At 65.1% G+C, this 16,115-nt stretch carries 17 protein-coding genes; 5 read left to right on the forward strand and 12 right to left on the reverse strand.

Going from position 1 to position 16,115, the window contains the following annotated elements; genetic code table 11:
• Positions 1-106: 106 nt before the first annotated feature.
• From ACTHJ1_RS15440 to ACTHJ1_RS15455, 4 genes are all read right to left on the reverse strand, one after another.
• Entirely contained in the window at positions 107-1,309 is a 1,203-nt protein-coding gene (locus ACTHJ1_RS15440) for a trans-sulfuration enzyme family protein (RefSeq protein ID WP_440193970.1), read from the reverse strand.
• A 6-nt stretch (positions 1,310-1,315) separates the two neighbouring features.
• Positions 1,316-2,008, reverse strand: coding sequence for a nitroreductase (locus tag ACTHJ1_RS15445; protein WP_440193972.1), 693 nt, complete (start codon positions 2,006-2,008; stop codon positions 1,316-1,318).
• Between the two features lie 8 nt (positions 2,009-2,016).
• Positions 2,017-3,078, reverse strand: a complete 1,062-nt coding sequence (locus ACTHJ1_RS15450) for an MBL fold metallo-hydrolase (RefSeq protein ID WP_440193975.1) — start codon at positions 3,076-3,078, stop codon at positions 2,017-2,019.
• A 136-nt stretch (positions 3,079-3,214) separates the two neighbouring features.
• Positions 3,215-3,964 (reverse strand): SDR family oxidoreductase, encoded by a 750-nt coding sequence (locus ACTHJ1_RS15455; protein WP_440193978.1) that lies wholly within the window; start codon positions 3,962-3,964, stop codon positions 3,215-3,217.
• A 126-nt stretch (positions 3,965-4,090) separates the two neighbouring features.
• On the opposite strand from ACTHJ1_RS15455, the gene ACTHJ1_RS15460 reads away from it, so the two are divergent.
• A complete protein-coding gene (locus tag ACTHJ1_RS15460) occupies positions 4,091-5,008 on the forward strand; it encodes a LysR family transcriptional regulator (RefSeq protein ID WP_440193981.1) in 918 nt (305 codons plus the stop codon).
• A 21-nt stretch (positions 5,009-5,029) separates the two neighbouring features.
• On the opposite strand, the gene ACTHJ1_RS15465 is transcribed toward ACTHJ1_RS15460, so the two are convergent.
• Genes ACTHJ1_RS15465 through ACTHJ1_RS15475 form a run of 3 tightly spaced genes read right to left on the reverse strand, consistent with a single transcriptional unit; the run spans position 5,030 to position 8,713 of the window.
• Positions 5,030-6,202 carry a M20 aminoacylase family protein gene (locus ACTHJ1_RS15465; protein ID WP_440193984.1) on the reverse strand — a complete coding sequence of 391 codons (1,173 nt, stop codon included), beginning with the start codon at positions 6,200-6,202 and terminating at the stop codon, positions 5,030-5,032.
• Positions 6,192-7,421 (reverse strand): diaminopropionate ammonia-lyase, encoded by a 1,230-nt coding sequence (locus ACTHJ1_RS15470; protein WP_440193987.1) that lies wholly within the window; start codon positions 7,419-7,421, stop codon positions 6,192-6,194. Before ACTHJ1_RS15470 ends, ACTHJ1_RS15465 begins: the two co-directional genes overlap by 11 nt.
• 38 nt (positions 7,422-7,459) lie before the next feature.
• A complete protein-coding gene (locus tag ACTHJ1_RS15475; RefSeq protein ID WP_440193990.1) occupies positions 7,460-8,713 on the reverse strand; it encodes a Zn-dependent hydrolase in 1,254 nt (417 codons plus the stop codon).
• 120 nt (positions 8,714-8,833) lie between these two features.
• Between ACTHJ1_RS15475 and ACTHJ1_RS15480 the strand changes: the two genes are divergently transcribed.
• Positions 8,834-9,310: an Lrp/AsnC family transcriptional regulator gene (locus tag ACTHJ1_RS15480; RefSeq protein WP_440193993.1), complete on the forward strand. Its 477-nt coding sequence runs from the start codon at positions 8,834-8,836 to the stop codon at positions 9,308-9,310.
• Positions 9,311-9,337: 27 nt separating this feature from the next.
• Positions 9,338-9,976: a VOC family protein gene (locus ACTHJ1_RS15485; protein ID WP_440193996.1), complete on the forward strand. Its 639-nt coding sequence runs from the start codon at positions 9,338-9,340 to the stop codon at positions 9,974-9,976.
• Positions 9,977-10,008: 32 nt separating this feature from the next.
• On the opposite strand, the gene ACTHJ1_RS15490 is transcribed toward ACTHJ1_RS15485, so the two are convergent.
• The gene (locus ACTHJ1_RS15490) at positions 10,009-10,524 is read right to left on the reverse strand and encodes a MarR family winged helix-turn-helix transcriptional regulator (RefSeq protein ID WP_440193999.1); all 516 of its coding nucleotides are present in this window, start codon (positions 10,522-10,524) and stop codon (positions 10,009-10,011) included.
• A 38-nt stretch (positions 10,525-10,562) separates the two neighbouring features.
• On the opposite strand from ACTHJ1_RS15490, the gene ACTHJ1_RS15495 reads away from it, so the two are divergent.
• Complete coding sequence (locus ACTHJ1_RS15495) at positions 10,563-10,853, forward strand: DUF1330 domain-containing protein (RefSeq protein WP_440194002.1); 291 nt, start codon at positions 10,563-10,565, stop codon at positions 10,851-10,853.
• A gap of 108 nt (positions 10,854-10,961) precedes the next feature.
• On the opposite strand, the gene ACTHJ1_RS15500 is transcribed toward ACTHJ1_RS15495, so the two are convergent.
• Positions 10,962-12,146 carry an acetyl-CoA C-acetyltransferase gene (locus ACTHJ1_RS15500; protein WP_440194005.1) on the reverse strand — a complete coding sequence of 395 codons (1,185 nt, stop codon included), beginning with the start codon at positions 12,144-12,146 and terminating at the stop codon, positions 10,962-10,964.
• A gap of 278 nt (positions 12,147-12,424) precedes the next feature.
• Between ACTHJ1_RS15500 and ACTHJ1_RS15505 the strand changes: the two genes are divergently transcribed.
• Positions 12,425-13,177, forward strand: coding sequence for a TVP38/TMEM64 family protein (locus ACTHJ1_RS15505; protein WP_440194008.1), 753 nt, complete (start codon positions 12,425-12,427; stop codon positions 13,175-13,177).
• A gap of 6 nt (positions 13,178-13,183) precedes the next feature.
• Here the strand turns inward: ACTHJ1_RS15505 and ACTHJ1_RS15510 are convergent, their stop codons facing one another.
• The 3 genes from ACTHJ1_RS15510 to ACTHJ1_RS15520 all read right to left on the reverse strand — a co-directional run bounded on the left by ACTHJ1_RS15510 (position 13,184) and on the right by ACTHJ1_RS15520 (position 16,054).
• The gene (locus ACTHJ1_RS15510; protein ID WP_440194011.1) at positions 13,184-15,235 is read right to left on the reverse strand and encodes an EAL domain-containing protein; all 2,052 of its coding nucleotides are present in this window, start codon (positions 15,233-15,235) and stop codon (positions 13,184-13,186) included.
• 187 nt (positions 15,236-15,422) lie between these two features.
• Positions 15,423-15,809: a type II toxin-antitoxin system VapC family toxin gene (locus ACTHJ1_RS15515; RefSeq protein ID WP_440194014.1), complete on the reverse strand. Its 387-nt coding sequence runs from the start codon at positions 15,807-15,809 to the stop codon at positions 15,423-15,425.
• On the reverse strand, positions 15,806-16,054 hold the full coding sequence (locus ACTHJ1_RS15520; protein ID WP_440194017.1) for a type II toxin-antitoxin system Phd/YefM family antitoxin: 249 nt from the start codon (positions 16,052-16,054) through the stop codon (positions 15,806-15,808). The genes ACTHJ1_RS15515 and ACTHJ1_RS15520 overlap by 4 nt, the downstream gene beginning before the upstream one ends.
• Positions 16,055-16,115 lie beyond the last annotated feature (61 nt).

Below are 16,115 nucleotides of genomic sequence, written 5' to 3' on the forward strand. Positions count from 1 at the left end.
GGGGGCTCGTTTTCTTGCGCCGCATCGCCGCCGCGGGCATAAAGCGCTCCGGCTTCGAAGTGCCGGGTTTGGCCGCCGCAGACCGGACTAGAGCCGAGCAGGATCGTCAGGCCTCTTTCGCGGCTTCCAGCGCTTGCGTCAGGTCCGCGATCACGTCGCGCGGGTCTTCCAGGCCGATGTGCAGGCGCACCAGCGCCAGATCGCCTTCGGACCAATAGGCATGTCGCGCCAGCTCGGCCGGCGTCACCAGCTGCACCAGGCTCTCGTAGCCGCCCCACGAGAAGCCGATGCCGAAGAGCGTGAGCGATTCGACGAAGCGGCGTGCCTGGGCGGGCGTGAACTTGAGCGAGACGGCCAGCATGCCGTTGGTGCCGGTGCAGTCGCGCTGCCATAGCGCGTGCCCCGGGTCTTGCGGCCAGGCGGGGTTGTAGAGACGCGAGACTTCGGGGCGCCGGGACAGGAAGTCGCAAATCGTCATGGCATGCTTGGCATGCTGCTCCATGCGCAAGGGCATGGTGCGCACCCCGCGCAGGGCAAGCCAGACGTCGTCGGCGCTGATCGAGTTGCCGACGGCGTATTGCGTGCGGGCGATGCGCTGGAAGAGGCCGTGATCGCGCGCCACCACCGCGCCGAGCATGAGGTCGGAATGGCCGGCGATGTATTTGGTGCCTGCGATGACCGAGATGTGCGCGCCCAGCTGCAGCGGGCGGTAGATGTAGCCCGAACCCCAGGTGTTGTCGGTGGCCAGCACCAGGCCGCGGCGGTTGGCCAGCTCGGCCAGCGCGGGGATGTCCATCATCTGAAAGAGCAGCGAGCCGGGCGTCTCGATGTAGAGCAGGCGCGTGTTGGGCCGGATCAGCTTTTCGAGCTCGTCGGGCGTGGCGCTGCTGGGGAAGTAAGTGACCTCTATGCCCATGCGCTTGAGCACGGCGTTGTTGAACTCATAAATCGGGCCGTAGACGCAGTCGGCCACCAGCGCATGGTCGCCCGCCGACAGCAGGCCCAGAAAGACCATGGCGATGGACGCCAGGCCCGAGGGTTGCAGGGCGCAATGTTCGCCGTCTTCCAGCGCTTTGAAGATGTCTTCCAGCGCAATGTGCGTGTCCATGCCGTAGATGCCGTAACTGGCCGGGCGGCCGCCTTCGGCGCGGCGGCGCTGGACGTGCTCGAGCTTGTCGAGGTCGCGAAAGCGCACGGTGCTGGCGCGCATCGGCGGCAGGTTGACCGGTGCGACGCCGGTCTCGGGGTTGAAGGGGGCGGCGCCGGAGTGGGCCAGGAAGGTGGATATGTGCTTGGAAGAGTCGGACATGGCTTTCTATTCGTCGATCCAGTTCACGGTTTCGGACTGGGGTGCGCGACGGGTTCGGTATTGGTTCGCGGGATGGTCGCGGTCTTCGTAGCCGAAGGAAATTCCGCAGACCACGAGTTGATCGTCGGCCAGGCCGAGCTCGCGGCGCAGCACGTCGGGATATTGCGCCACCGCCGCCTGCGCGATGCAGGCGACGCCGTTGGCGCGCGCGGCCAGCATGAACGTGGACACATAGCCGCCGCAATCGATGGCGCCGTAATTGCCGAGCGCAGCGGGGCTGCTGACGACGGCCAGGTGCGGCGCGTCGAACAGCGTGAAGTTGCGGGCAGCCTGGCGGCCGTAGGCTTCGCGGTCGCCGCGCGCGATGCCCACCGCTTCGTACAGCTGGTAGCCCGATTCGCGGCGACGCTCGAGGTAGACGCCTTCGTAGGCGCTGGGATCGCCGAAGTCGCGCCGGCCTTGCGGGTCTTGCGCGTAGCGGGATGCGAGCGCGGCGCGCACGCGCTCCGTGCCGGCGCCCGATGCGATGGCGAGCTGCCAGGGTTGGCAGTTGCACCACGAGGCGGTGCGCTGGGCCAGCTCGAGTATGCGTTCGATGACGTGGCGCGGCACGGGTTCGGGGCGGAAGGCGCGGCAGCTGTAGCGTTCGCGCAGCCACTGCTCCAGCTGCGCGTCGTCGTGATCGACAGGCGTTTGCACCGCAGGTCTCACGCCGCCGAGAAGCGGATGATGCCGTCTTCGCCGACGCGGCGCGTGAGCTTGCCCGCGTGGTAGAGCGCATGCAGGTGCGCGAGCGCCTCGCCCATGGCGAAAGTCAGCTGGTGCAGGTCGAGCGCGCGCTTGAACAGCACGGGCACGATGTCGGTCGTCGACTTCGGCCCTTCCTGGCAGGCAGCCAGCACGTCGGCCAGCCGCTCGGCGTGGTGTTCCTGCTGCTGCCGGATGCGTTCGTGCAGGCCGGTGAAGGGGCGACCGTGGGAAGGCAGCACCAGCGTGTCTTCGGGCAGATCGGCGTAGCCGTCGAGCGAGTTCAGGTAGAGCGGCAGCGGATTGGCGTCGGGCTCGTGGTCGAACACGCTGATGTTGGTCGAGATGCGCGGCAGCACCATGTCGCCCGAGATCAGCAGCTTGAGGTCGGCGCAGTACAGCGACACGTGCTCGGGCGCATGCCCGTAGCCGGTGATCACGCGCCAATCGTGCTGGCCGATGCGCACGATGTCGCCGTGCATCATGCGCGTGAAGCGCGCGGGCACCGAAGGCACCAGGCCCAGGTAGTAGTTGGAGCGCTCGCGTATCTTGGCCTGCGATTCGGCGTCGACCAGGCCGTGACGGGCGAAATGCGCCACCGCGCCTTCGCCGCCGGCGCCCGAACCGCCGGCGCGCGACGACCAGAACGAGGCTGTCATGAAATCGGTCATGCTGATCCACAAAGGCGCCTGCCAGCGTCGGCATAGCCAGTCGGCCAGTCCGATATGGTCGGGGTGCATATGGGTGACCAGCACGCGCAGCACCGGCAGTCCGTCGAGCGAGGTCTCGAACACGCGCTCCCACAAGGCTTTGGTGTCTTCGCGCGCCACGCCGCAGTCGACGATGGTCCAGCCCTGGCGGCCGTCGATTTCGTCGCGCAGCAGCCAGAGGTTGATGTGGTTCAGGGCAAAGGGCAGGGGCATCTGCACCCAGGCCGCGCCCTCGGCGATCGGGCGGGCCAGACCGGGTTCGGGCTGGGCCTCGCCGAAGGGGTAATGCAGTTTTTGCTCGTTGGGATTCATGGGGCGCATCGATTCGTCGTCGTTGCGTTAAGCATACGACAAACGGGGATGCCGCCTGGCGACGATCCGGGCGCCGCAGCCATTGGCGCCGATCCTGTCGGCTTGCCGCCGGCCGCTCGGATCGTCTTCATGTCTCTTAGAGGCGGCTCATGCCGCCGTCGACCACGATTTCGGCGCCGACGATAAAGGCGGACTCCGCGGCGCTCAGGTGCAGCACGGTGGCGGCGATTTCCGCGGGGGTGGCAAAGCGCCCCAGGGGTACCTGACCCTGAATTTGCGCCGATGTCTCCCGCAGCGCCTGCGCATCCAGTCCCAGCTTGTCGTACAGGGGCGTCGTGACCGGCCCGGGGCTGACGACATTGACGCGTATGCCTTGCGACAGCAGTTCGCCGGACAGCGTGCGCGCCAGCGAAATGAGGGCTGCCTTGCTGGCGGCATAGATGGACGATCCCGGCATGCCGATGTGAGCGTTCACCGAGCCGTTGAGCACGATGGCCGCGCCGCGGTTGAGCAGAGGCAGCAGGGCCTGCAGCTGAAAGTAGGCGCCCTTGACGTTGGTGTCGAAGATCTGGTCCCACAGCGCGGGATCCGCATCGGACAGCGCCGAGAACCGGGCCATGCCGGCGTTGATGAATACGGCGTCCAGCGTCAGGCCGGCGCCGCGAATGGCGCTGGCCAGTTCGGCGGCGTTCGCGATGCTGCTGGCATCGTTGCGCACGGCCAGGGCGCCTCGGCCGATCTGCTCGCGGGCGGCGGCCAGCGCCGCTTCGTCGCGGCCCGTGATGACGACGCGAGCGCCCTCGGCGGCATAAGCCTGGGCGGCGGCCAGGCCTATGCCGGTGCTGCCGCCGGTGACGAGTACGGTCTTTCCTTGAAAGCGTTGCATGATGGTCTTCCTCGATATGGGGTGGGGGAACGGGCGGGGTGCGTCGTTCGCCATGGATGTATCTTGTTCCTCGGCCGCGCGTCTTACGTACAATCGCACCGATGATCTCGTTCGAAGGAATCGAACATGTTGTCCGAGGATGAACTGGCGCTTCTCGAAGCCATCTCGCAATGCGGCAGCCTTACCCGCGCCGCTGCGCAACTGGGCAAAGCCCCGTCGACCGTTTCCTATGCGGCACGGCAACTGGAGGCGCGCTTCGACGCATTGTTGTTCGATCGCCGCCGCTACCGTTTGCAGCTCACGCCCGCGGGCCAACTGTTGGCGCAGGGCGCCGAACGGCTCATGCTGGATAGCCATCGCCTGGCGCATCGCGTCAAGCAAGTGGCCGGCGGCTGGGAAGACCGCCTAGGAATCGTGAGCGACGAGATACTGGAGTTCGACACGTTCCTGCCGCTCGTGCGCGACTTCGACGCGCTGCGCTCCGGCGTGTCCCTGCGCTTCACCGCGCAAGTGCTGGGCGGCACCTGGGAGGCATTGGGCGACGGCAGGGCCGATCTGGTCATCGGCGCGACCAACGCGCCGCCCGCCATGTCCAAATTGCACTGGGAAGAGCTGGGCGTCATGGAATGGGTATTTGCCGTGTCGCCGCGCCACCCGCTGGCCAAGGAGCGCGAACCGCTGTCCAGCGAAACCATCGCGGCCCATCGAGCCGTGGTGGTTGCCGACACATCGCGGCGCGCGGGCGAGCGCAGCTATGGCTTGCAGAGCGGCCAGAACGTTCTGGCCGTGCCGAGCATGCATGCCAAGGCCATGGCGCAATGCGCCGGGCTGGGAGTGGGTTGGCTGCCGCTACAGCGGGTCGCGGGCTTGGTGCAGGACGGCCGGTTGATCGTCAAGCGCACCGCGGACCAGCGCGAGCCCAACACGCTGTACGTGGCCTGGCGCGGCGACAGGCCCGGGCGCGGCCTGTCGTGGTGGTTGGAAAAGCTGAAGCAACCGAGGCTGGCCAAGCGCCTGGTGCAAGGCTTGCCGTATCGGGGTTGACCGGCTTCCGGTCGAGCAGGGTCAGGCGGCGCGAGGCAGGCGCTGGCGCACCAGCTCGGCGAAGAAACGCGCCCCCACGGGCAGCACGGCATCGTTGAAATCGTAGCGGCTGTTGTGCAGCGGGATGCCGCCCGGCGTGTCCGCCGCGCCGTTGCCCAGGAGCACGAATGCGCCGGGCACTTCCTGCAGGAATCGGCCGAAGTCTTCGGAGGTCATCATGGGCGCGACGTTCTCGTCCACATTGTCGGGGCCCACCACGGCCTGAGCCGCGCGCACAGCCGTGGCGACGCATTGCGGCCAGTTGACGGTGGGCACGAATTCGTGGGTGTATTGCACCTCGCAAACGCAGCCGTGGGCCAGGGCAATGCCATGGCAGATCTCGCGCATGCGCTTTTCCAGCAGAGCCTGCACGTGCGGCGCGTAGCTGCGCGTGTCGCCCTTGATTTCGACGTGCGTGGGAATGGCGTTGCGGATGCCGTCGGTGTGGATCTCGGTGCACGACACCACGGCCGTATCGGCCGGATCGACCGAGCGCGCCACGACGGTTTGCAGCGCCAGGATGATGTCGGCCGCGGCGACCAGCGGGTCGGCGGCCATGTGCGGGCGCGCCGCGTGGCCGCCCCGGCCCTGGACGCGGATGACGAAGTTGTCTTCGCTGCCCATGATGCCGCCCACGCGCGTGGCGATGCGGCCCGCGGGCATGCCGGGGTTGTTGTGCACGCCGTAGATCTCGTCCACCGGGAAGCGCTGGAGCAGGCCGTCCTCAATCATGGCGCTCGCGCCGCGACCGTGCTCTTCGGCCGGCTGGAAGATGAAGCGCACCGAGCCGCTGAAGTCGCGGCTTTGCGTCAGCAGCTTCGCCGCGCCCAGCACCATGGCCATGTGGCCGTCGTGCCCGCAGCCGTGCATGCAGCCGGCGTTCTTCGAGATGTGCGCCCGGCCTTCGGCGGTCTCGGCCATGCCCAGCGCATCCATGTCCGCGCGCAGGCCAATTGTGCCCGGGCCGTCGCCCACGCGCAGGCTGGCCACCGGGCCCGTGCCGCCGATGCCGCGATGCACTTCCAGGCCCATGAGTTCCAGCGCCGTCGCGACGAAGCGCGAAGTCTGGTGTTCGTTGAAGCCGGTTTCCGGTATCTGGTGCAGGTGGTGACGCCAGCCCACCAGTTGAGCGCCCAGTTCGGTGTCAACGTACATGATTCTTCCTTGAAAATTGCTGCTGCCGTTGAAGTATTTCGTCGGCGGACGTGCCGGCCAATTGCCTGAAGACACTGGGCGCGGTGGCGCCCTCGGTGTTGATGATCAGCACGCGCGATTGCGCGTCGAGCCCGGCCTGCGCCGACAAGCTCGCGTCCCCGCGCAGGCGCCGCAGGGCGGCCAGGCCTGCGACGCCGGATTCGCCGGCGACGATGGGAATGTCCTGCTCGCTGCCGCGGGCCAGTACGCGCATGGCGTCGATCGCTTCGTTGTCTTCGATGGTGGCGAAGTGATCCACGCTGGTGTCCAGAAAGCGCCAGGCCAGGGGTGACGTCTCGCCGCAGGCCAGGCCTGCCATCACCGAATCGACCGATCCTGTCGCCCTGGCCGGGCGGCCTTGTATTGCGCTCTGCATCAGACAGTCTGCCTGAACGGGCTCCACCACGATGAAGCGCGGGCGGTTCACACCCTGGTGTTCCCACAGATAGCTGATGAGTCCGGCCGCCATGCCGCCGACGCCGCCCTGCAGCATGACGTGCGTGTAAGCGCCGGCTGTGTCGGGTTGAACGGCGGTCTGCTCCACGATCTCGGCGGCGATGGTGCCGTAGCCCTGCATCACGTCGCGCGGAATGTCCTCGTAGCCTTCGTATGAGGTGTCGGAGACGACCTGCCAGCCGTGGGCGGAGGCCAGGCGGGCGGCCTCCTGGACCGACTCGTCGTAGTTGCCTGCGATGCGCACGATCTGCGCGCCGTAGGCGGCGATGGCCTTCTCGCGCTCTTGGCTGACATTCGCATGCAGCACGATCACGCAATAGCAGCCGGCGTCGCGCGCGGCGGCGGCCAGCCCGCGGCCGTGGTTGCCGTCGGTGGCGCTGACGACGGTGTAGTTCTTGAGCCGGTCGGCATAGCGGCCCGCGAGCACGCCTTGCGGATCGATGTCGGGATGCAGCCGCAGGATCTGGCGCACTAGCGCCGCGGGTGCGCCCAGGGCCTTGAAGCTGCCCAGCGGCGAACGCGCCGATTCGTCCTTGACGCTGAAGCGTGCGATCTGCAGCGCTTCAGCCAGGTCCGGCAAATCGTGCAAGGGCGTGGCGACGGGCGCAATCTCGCGCCAGTGCGACAGCCACTGGCGGCTTTGCCGGGCTTTGTCGATGGACAGGATCGCGCGCAGTTCTGCCGGATAGAGCGTGCGCGCGGCGCGTGGGTTGGCGATCAACATGGGTTTTTTTCCGTGATTCGAGATGAGAAGAAAACAGATCAGGCGCGCGCCAGGCGCCGCTGCACCACGTCCAGCAGCACCTGTGCGCCCTGCACGAGTTGTTCGTCGTCGGTGTGCTCGCGCGGGTTGTGGCTGACGCCGCCGCGGCTGGGCACGAAGATCATGGCCGCCGGCGCGATGCGCGCGATCATCTGCGCGTCATGCCCGGCGCCCGAGGTCATGCGCCGATGCGTAAAGCCGAAGCGCTCGGCCGAGGCTTCGATCTCATCGGCCAGGCCGGCGTCGAACACCACGGGTTCGAAGCGCGCCAGGCGTTCGGTCTTGATCTCGACGCCTTCGCGTTCGGCGATCTGCGCGAGAAAGCCGGCCAGGCGCTTTTCGGCAACCTGCAGGCGCTGTTCATCCGGATCGCGCAGGTCCACCGTGAACGTGGCCTTGCGCGCGATCACGTTGATGAGATCGGGCTCCAGGCGCAGCGAGCCGACGGTGGCCAGCGTGGTGTCGGGCGCGGCGCCCACCACCTCTTCGCGCAGGAAGGCCGCGACGGCGCAGGCGGCATAGCCCGCGTCGTGGCGCAGCCGGGTCGGCGTGGTGCCGGCGTGATTGGCTGTGCCTAGTATGGTGATCTTCTGCCAGGAAATGCCCTGCAGGCTCTCCACCACGCCGATGAGCTGCCCTTCGGCTTCCAGCACCGGGCCTTGCTCGATGTGCAGTTCCAGGTATTCGCGCGGCACGATGGCGCCGGGCTCCATGTCGCCCGCATAGCCGATGCGCGCCAGTTCGTCGCCCAGGCGCGTTCCGTCCGTGCCCAACGTGTCGAGCGCGGCCTGCACGTCCAGCGCGCCCGCATACACCAGCGAACCCATCATGTCGGGTTGGAAGCGCACGCCCTCTTCGTTGGTGAAGGCGCCCACGACGATGGCGCGTTGCGGCGTGATGCCCGACGCGCGGTAGGCGCGCGCCACGGCCAGGCCCGAGAGCACGCCATAGCAGCCATCCAGCGCGCCCGCGTTGCGCACGGTGTCGATGTGCGAACCGATCATCAAGGGCTGCTCGTCGCCCGCGTCCGTGGCGGCATGCAGGATGCCGAAGAGGTTGCCGATGCGGTCGACGCGCACGTCCAGATCCAACTCGCGCATCCATTGCGCCAGCAGATCGCGGCCCGCTTTTTCGTCGTCGGTCAGCGCGATGCGCGTGCGCCCGCCTTGTTCGGCGTCGGCGCCGATCTCGCCCAAAAGGCGGATCTGTTCGAGCAGGCGGCCGGCATCGAGGGTGGGCGTAGGGGTGGACATAGGTTCTCCAGGGGATGGATTGAAATAATATTTCTCCGCAAGGCGAATTTTTTATGAATTAATGGGCTTTGAATTGAATCTTTTATCGATTCATCGCGATTCTCCGAACCGGTGTCCACTATGACCTCCGATATCGACCGCTACGACCGCGTGCTGCTGGCCGCGGTGCAGGAAGACGCGCGCATCGCGCAAAGCGAGCTGGGCGTGCGCGCCAACCTGTCTACCGCGGCCGTCAACCGCCGGCTCAAGCTGCTGTCGGGCGCCGGCGTCATCGAACGCTACACGGCCAGCATCAACCCCAAGGCCCTCGGCTACGACTTGACCCTCATCGTGGAGGTCAAGATGGAAAGCGAGCGGGCGGACCTGCACGACGAAATGCGCCGCAGTTTCGAGGCCTATCCCCAGATCCAGCAGTGCTACTACGTAGCGGGCGAGTGCGACTTCGTGCTGATTTTCCTGGTGCGCGACATGGCCCAGTACGTGGAGCTCACGCGCAAGCTTTTTCACGGCAACAACAATGTCAAGGCATTCAAGACGCTGGTTGCGATGGACCGGATCAAGACGGGGATGAACGTGCCGATCGACGGGGTCGATTAGCCAGGAGATAAGGAGGCACACAGAAATATGCCCAAACTCGACCACCTGTCCGTCATCGCGCCCTCTTTGAAAGAAGGCGTGGAGCACGTTCGCACCTGTCTTGGCATAGACATTCCCTTTGGCCGCAAGCACGCCAACATGAGCACGCACAATCATCTGCTGCGGCTTGGCGACACGGTTTATCTCGAGGTGATCGCAATCGACGAGAACGCGCCGCCTATCGTCGGTCCCAGATGGTTCGATCTCGACAATCGCGCGGCGGTTCGCAAGGCATGGGATGAGGGGCGGCGCTTGCGCAGCTGGGTGGCGAGCACAGACCATTTCGATCGCCACATGGCCGAGCACGCGTCCGTTTATGGCGAGAAGCGGGAATTCCAGGGCAGCGTCTCCAGCTACTTCTTTTCCATTCCCAATGGTGGTTTGCTGCCCTTGAATGGGGTGGCTCCGGCATTGATAGACCGGCAAGGCAAGAGCCCCTCCTTTTCGTCGGAGGCGGAACAGGGCTGCAAGCTGCTCGGCTTTGTGCTCGAACATCCGGACGCCGAAAAGGTGCGGGCGCTTTATCGTACTTTGAACATCGCTGGCGCACCTGCGGTGATTCAAGGCACGGTGTTCAGATACACGGCCAAAATCCAGACGCCCGGGGGCATCAAGGTGCTTTGCTAGGCTGCAATGCGTTGCGACCGCAGCCGACCCCGTTAGCGAGAACGATGCGACGGTTCGAGAGCGACGGATGATGAGGCTTCCGCCGCCTCGGCCAGTTCTGCCATGGCCTGCCTCGTCGATAGAAGTCCTTTCTCGCCCAAGTGGCGGGACAGTTCCGCTTTGGCCCATTCCCATACCGGGAAGGCATCGGCCATGAGGCGACGTCCGGAGCGGGTCAGGCTAAGCCGCTTTCCGGCGCGGCCACGTCCGCCTTCGGCGCAGACCAGATCCCGCTCTTCGAGGTTGCGGACATTGCGGCTCAGCGTGGTCGCATCGACCCCTGCGCTGGCCGCGAGCTGGACAACGGTGGTTTCCTCGGCCGCCCCGATTCCGACCAAGAGGCTGAATTGCTCGGCCGTGATCCCGAACTGCCGAAAACACGCGTTGTAGAAGCGCGTGATCGCACGCGCCGTCGCGCGAGCCTGGAAGCCCGGGCATTCCGCGGCGACGTTCTTCAAAGACTTGGGATCGAACCCGTTCACATCCGCTTCCTCGACGGCTTGGTACATGCAAATTATAATGTATATACATTATTTGGAGGTGTACCGTGCCGGCCTATGTGCATATCAATCTGCGTGTCATCGACTCCGCCAGGCAGGCGGCGCTCGCTCCTCGTTTCCAGGCGGCGCTGCAGGAAGCAGGCGGACGGATCCTGTACTTCGGCCGCGTTGCCCAGGTTCTCGAAGGCGACGAGACGCCGCTGCCGATGGCTGGCGTGTTCGAGTTTCCAACCCTGGATCAGGCGCTGGCTTTTTACAACTCCGAGCGATACGCGCCGATCAAGGCCGAACGCCAGGAGGCTCAGCAGGCAAGGATGTTCGTCGTCGAAGCCGGCTGAAGAACACAAGCGGATATCGCATACGCGTCGACGCAAAAAGGGCCACTCCGAAGAAGAGTGGCCCTTTTACTTGAGCTCCTGACGGAACCGCGAGCGGCTAGCTCGACATCAAGCGCGCTCGACTGCCAGCGCCACGCCCATGCCGCCGCCGATGCACAGCGAGGCCAGGCCTTTCTTCGAGCCGCGCCGATTCATTTCGTGCAGCAAGGTCACGAGCACGCGGCAGCCCGACGCCCCGATCGGGTGGCCGATGGCGATGGCGCCGCCGTTGACGTTGATCTTGCTGGTGTCCCAGCCCATTTCGTTGTTGACGGCGCAGGCCTGCGCGGCGAAGGCCTCGTTGATTTCCATCAAGTCCAGGTCCTGCGCAGTCCAGCCGGCCTTCTTCAGGCACAGCTGCGAAGCGGGTACCGGGCCCATGCCCATGATGGACGGATCCAGGCCGGTGGTGGCGTAGGCGCGGATCACGGCCAGCGGCTGCAGGCCCAGGCTGGCCGCACGTTTGGCCGACATCACCATGACCGCGGCGGCGCCGTCGTTGATGCCGGACGCATTGCCGGCGGTCACCGAGCCGGCCTTGTCGAAAGCGGGCCGCAAACCGGCCAGGACTTCGGCATTGGTCTTGCGGTTCACGAATTCGTCGACCTCGAAGACGATCGGGTCGCCCTTCTTCTGCGCAATGCTGAACGGCAGGATCTCGTCCTTGAACTTGCCTGCGTCCTGGGCCGCGGCGGCCTTCTGCTGGGAGGCCAGCGCCAGCGCGTCCTGCATCTCGCGGGTGATGCCGTATTTCTTGGCCACGTTCTCGGCCGTGATGCCCATGTGGTACTGGTTGTAGACGTCCCACAGGCCGTCGACGATCATCGAATCGATCATCTTCCAGTCGCCCATGCGCTGGCCGTCGCGCGAGCCGAGCAGAACGTGGGGCGCGGCGCTCATGTTTTCCTGGCCGCCGGCGATGACGATCTCGGCGTCGCCGCATTTGATCGCCTGCGCCGCCAGCATGACGGCCTTCAGGCCCGAGCCGCAAACCACATTGATGGTCATGGCCGGCACGGCCTGCGGCAGCCCGGACTTTATGACGGCCTGGCGCGCCGGATTCTGGCCCACGCCGGCCGTCAGCACCTGGCCCAGGATGATTTCGGAAATCGCGTCGCCGGGTAGGCCCGTCTTGGCCAGCAGACCTTTCACTACGTGCGCGCCAAGCTCGCTCGCCGGCGTTTTGGCGAGCGAGCCGCCAAACTTGCCAACGGCCGTGCGCTGGGCCGCTACGATGACGATATCGTCGGACATGAGAATCTCCTTCCTTCTGGGCTGATTGATTTTTAAATCAAAGCACGGGGTGCATCGGCGAAAGCTGACTGAAAACAAGCTTTGCCGATGAAGTCGCCGACATGCGCACCTACGATACCACCGTGCAACCCTGCCCGATCCGGATGCCCGGCCGTAACGGCTTTGTTCCGACGTACGGCGCCGTGTGCGGGCCTTTCGTTCCGAAGCCCCGGAAAAGGGCGCCGGCAGGTGCGCAAGCAAGCCATGCGCGATATTCTCGCGCCGATACTGAACAATAAATGAAACCTCTCGACATGCAAGCAGCGCCTGTTCCCCCGGAAAAGACCGGCAAGAAATCGATTCTTGCCCGACGCGGCGCCGGCCGTATCGTGCTGCTGGCGCTTATCGCGGCGCTGGCAATAGTCTTTTTTCGGACCGGCGGCGCGCAGTATCTGTCCATCGACTATCTGAAGGCGCAACAGGCCGCCTTCCTGCACCAGCGCAACCTACATCCGGTGGCGGTGTCCCTGGCTTTCTGCGCCGCGTACGTTGCGGTCACGGCGCTGTCCATTCCGGGGGCGACCGTACTGACGCTTGCCGCCGGCACCTTGTTCGGCGCGCTGTGGGGCGTCGCCCTGGTCTCGTTCGCATCGACGCTCGGCGCGGCGCTGGCCTTCGGCATATCGCGCTACCTGCTGCGCGCGGCCGTCGGCGCGCGCTTCCCTGACCGCGTGCGTGCGATCGATGCCGGCCTCAGGCGCGAAGGATGGATGTATATGCTGACCCTGCGTCTTATTCCCGTCATCCCGTCCTGGCTGGTCAACCTGCTGATGGGCGTGACCTCCATCAGGCTTTCGACCTTCTGGTGGACCAGCCAATTGGGTACGCTGCCGGCCACGGCCGTCTATGTCGGCATCGGCACGCGGCTTTCCAGTGTGACGTCTTTGCGCGACGTGGTGTCTCCGGCGGTTCTGGCCGCCCTGCTCGCGCTGGCAGTGCTGCCTTACGCGGCCAGGAGAGGGCTGGGCTTGCTGAGCCGGCGCAGCGCCTAGCCGAGGTTACGGTGCACCTGTCTCCGCGTGCCATATCTGCGTCAGTCCAGCGATGACATGGGCTCGTATGCGGGAGCGGGCCGAGCCGCCGCGTTCGAAGTGTTCCGCGAGCAGGCCGGCCAGCTCCGTCCGTTCGAGGCCGCGTTCGGCAATGAACGCTTCCATGATCCGGCGCGCATCGACAAGATCATCCGGTTCGCCGTAATGCGAGGCAATGGCCTGGGTATCCCATAACAGATAGGTCGCCAACGCGCCCAACGCCGTTTTCGGGCGGCGCGAGTCCACGTCGTACCGAAACCCGTCATGCCAGGCCGGCAGGTCGTGGACGGGCATGGGGCGTGCAATGCCGTACCCCTGGCCCAGGTCCGCGCCCAGGATCAGGGCGCCTTCGATCAGGCCGCGATGTTCCAGTCCTTCCACAGTGACGCGCATGTCGAAAGCGTGCACCAGGCGCGTGAGATACAGCATGAACTCCAGCGCGCGCTGAGGGCGCTGCGTTGCGCCTCGGACGAACCCCTGATCCATCTTGACTTCATCGAACGCGTATTTGTCCAGCCTGAGCAGCGAGCTATGTCCCGAGCCGAGATCGTCCTGCGCCAGCCTGATGCCGGCATCGCGCAGCTTCTGCAGAAAGGCGTAGCGATGTTCGTCGGTGTCATGGCCCTCGCGGCTCTCGAGAAGTTCCAGCTCAATGCCTACCCCGCTGGATTGACAGCGCTCCACCGCTTGAAGAATGGCGCGTTCGCAGCGCGGATCGCCGATGCCTTCGGCAGGAAAATTCAATGCGATCAATGAGCATAGACGCTCGCCGGTCAGCACGGCCGCGTCGGTCTGCGCTTGCGCCAGTCCCAGCTCCAGCAGCTCGAATAGCTCTTCATTGCCGCAGGCCGGCAGAAAGCGGTTCGGCGTCACAATGTGGCCATCTTCGTCGAGCACCCGGGCCAGGGCCTCGACCTTGCGCAGCTCGCCGCTGCGCAGATCGATGATCGGCTGGTAGAAAAACGTCACTTTTTTCTGGGAGATCTGCGCGCGGTACCGCTGCCGCAGCGGCAGGGAAATGACCGGCACGGTGTTCAAGCTCTCGACCGCATGGCTCAGCATCTTTTGCAGATGGTTGAGAAAGGTGCCGATGCGCAGCGTGGAAAAGAATCGCGGCCAGCCGCTGTAGAGGCTCAGCAAGGCGATCGTCTTGCCCGAGTCGTCCAGCAGCGGCACCGCGGCGCTGGAGCGAAACCCCAGCTCTTTGCCGAGCACCTGCCAGGGCTTGTTGCGCGACTCGAAGACCCAGGCGTCTGTCACGACGATCTGGCCGCTGCGCCACGCCCGGCCGCCCGGACCTTGGCCGGAAGCGCGGGCCGGATCGATGCTGATCCTGGGCACCAGGCCGGTTTCCATGGCCTCGTGGTAACGATGTCCCGCCGCGCCTTGCGAAACTTCGATCTGTAATTCGCCGGAGGTGTCGCAGCGCGCGAAAAAGACGGACAAATCCCCCTCGACCTTTCCGATGATGCCCATGACGCCGCGCACGAGATCCGAAAAATTGGCGGTCTGCTGAATCAGCTCGTCGATCGACGCGGCGGCCAGGGAAAGTTCCGTATCGACGCGCTGGTAAGCCCCTGCCTGCGACTGCAGATCCATGAAATTGCGCTTTTCGATTATCTCCAGAAGATCCTGGCGGGACTCCTGCGCGATCAGGGGAAGGATCTCCTGATGTATTTCCTGCTGGAACAGGGCGAAGGATTCGATCAGCGTCTGCAGTTCGACGCCCACCAGCGCGTGCGCGCGCCCGATGCGCTGCGCCGTTTCCTGATGTTGCGACATCGTCAGTTGCGGGGCGAAGAGCAGGCGCAGATGTTGCGCCTCGCGCGCTTTCAGGTGAGCGATGTCCTGCTCGAGCAGCGCCCCAAGGATCCGCGCGCCTTCGGCCGTATTGACCAGCGAATCGAAGAAGTTCGACGAGAACTGCTCGGCGAGCGCGGCAACCGTGTCCTGGATCGGTTGCAGGCGTATCGCCGCCTCCCGGCCGTAGGCCAGATCGTAAGCAACCGCAGACGTCATGACTTTCCCCAGATTTGCACTGCATGCCCGTCGAGACGGACGGTGCTGGTTACATCAAATTACCGGTAGAAATAACAGAAAATCCCCGACGAGGTTGCCGAGGGGTGCCTCGCAGCGGTGGTGGCGGGGGCTTGTGGGGGTTGTCGTATCCAATACCGTGTTGAGCCACAAGCAGTATGTTTAGTGGTCAGACCTGTAAGATGGAGTCGCTGTACAAAGCCACAAGCGGGTCATGCGTGAGCAGCCTCAAAGGTTCAGTCAGCGCTTGTGCCACCAGCAGACGGTCGAACGGGTCTTTGTGATGCGCAGGAAGGTTTTCCACCTCGATGGTGTGCTCCGGCTCGATAGCCAGAACCCGGTAGCCTGCTTCCCGGAAATACACCAGCGCTTGCCTGCCTGAAATCGGCATATCGCCACGTCCCAGACTGAATTTGATGCTGATTTCCCAGATGCTGGCCGCGCTGACATAAATCGTGTTGGCTGGCGCCAGAATGATTTCGCGCGCACGGGAGGTCAGCAAAGGACTATCTTGCACCGCCCAGAGCGCGATATGCGTATCCAGCAACACATTCACTTGGAGTCCCCGTAGAACAGCGCGGCGACTTCTTCGTTGTGCGCGTCGATGGACTCCGGCAAGACGAACTTGTCTTTGGCAACCCCAATCCGCCGCTCAACCGGCGGTTGCGTCGCAAGCGGAACAAGCCGCGCCGCGGGCCGGCCGCCGCGCGCGATGATGACTTCTCGCTCACGCCCGGACTCCACATCGTCCACCAAACGCGACAATGAGGACTTCGCTTCCAGCATGTTGACGTGAGACATGGTGACTCTCCAAGATGTTTGGAGTTAGTCTAGTCTGGCTAATATGAGAAATCAAGCAAAC

This window comes from Bordetella sp. (genome assembly GCF_051960075.1).
In the GTDB taxonomy this organism is placed as follows: Bacteria; Pseudomonadota; Gammaproteobacteria; order Burkholderiales; family Burkholderiaceae_B; genus Bordetella.

Excerpts from the sequence above, each read along its gene's own strand:
- ACTHJ1_RS15440 (WP_440193970.1), bottom strand. The coding sequence starts at position 1,309 with ATGTCCGACTCTTCCAAGCACATATCCACCTTCCTGGCCCACTCCGGC.
- ACTHJ1_RS15450 (WP_440193975.1), bottom strand. The coding sequence starts at position 3,078 with ATGAATCCCAACGAGCAAAAACTGCATTACCCCTTCGGCGAGGCCCAG.
- ACTHJ1_RS15455 (WP_440193978.1), bottom strand. The coding sequence starts at position 3,964 with ATGCAACGCTTTCAAGGAAAGACCGTACTCGTCACCGGCGGCAGCACC.
- ACTHJ1_RS15460 (WP_440193981.1), top strand. The coding sequence starts at position 4,091 with ATGTTGTCCGAGGATGAACTGGCGCTTCTCGAAGCCATCTCGCAATGC.
- ACTHJ1_RS15465 (WP_440193984.1), bottom strand. The coding sequence starts at position 6,202 with ATGTACGTTGACACCGAACTGGGCGCTCAACTGGTGGGCTGGCGTCAC.
- ACTHJ1_RS15470 (WP_440193987.1), bottom strand. The coding sequence starts at position 7,421 with ATGTTGATCGCCAACCCACGCGCCGCGCGCACGCTCTATCCGGCAGAA.
- ACTHJ1_RS15475 (WP_440193990.1), bottom strand. The coding sequence starts at position 8,713 with ATGTCCACCCCTACGCCCACCCTCGATGCCGGCCGCCTGCTCGAACAG.
- ACTHJ1_RS15480 (WP_440193993.1), top strand. The coding sequence starts at position 8,834 with ATGACCTCCGATATCGACCGCTACGACCGCGTGCTGCTGGCCGCGGTG.
- ACTHJ1_RS15485 (WP_440193996.1), top strand. The coding sequence starts at position 9,338 with ATGCCCAAACTCGACCACCTGTCCGTCATCGCGCCCTCTTTGAAAGAA.
- ACTHJ1_RS15490 (WP_440193999.1), bottom strand. The coding sequence starts at position 10,524 with ATGTACCAAGCCGTCGAGGAAGCGGATGTGAACGGGTTCGATCCCAAG.
- ACTHJ1_RS15500 (WP_440194005.1), bottom strand. The coding sequence starts at position 12,146 with ATGTCCGACGATATCGTCATCGTAGCGGCCCAGCGCACGGCCGTTGGC.
- ACTHJ1_RS15505 (WP_440194008.1), top strand. The coding sequence starts at position 12,425 with ATGAAACCTCTCGACATGCAAGCAGCGCCTGTTCCCCCGGAAAAGACC.
- ACTHJ1_RS15510 (WP_440194011.1), bottom strand. The coding sequence starts at position 15,235 with ATGACGTCTGCGGTTGCTTACGATCTGGCCTACGGCCGGGAGGCGGCG.
- ACTHJ1_RS15520 (WP_440194017.1), bottom strand. The coding sequence starts at position 16,054 with ATGTCTCACGTCAACATGCTGGAAGCGAAGTCCTCATTGTCGCGTTTG.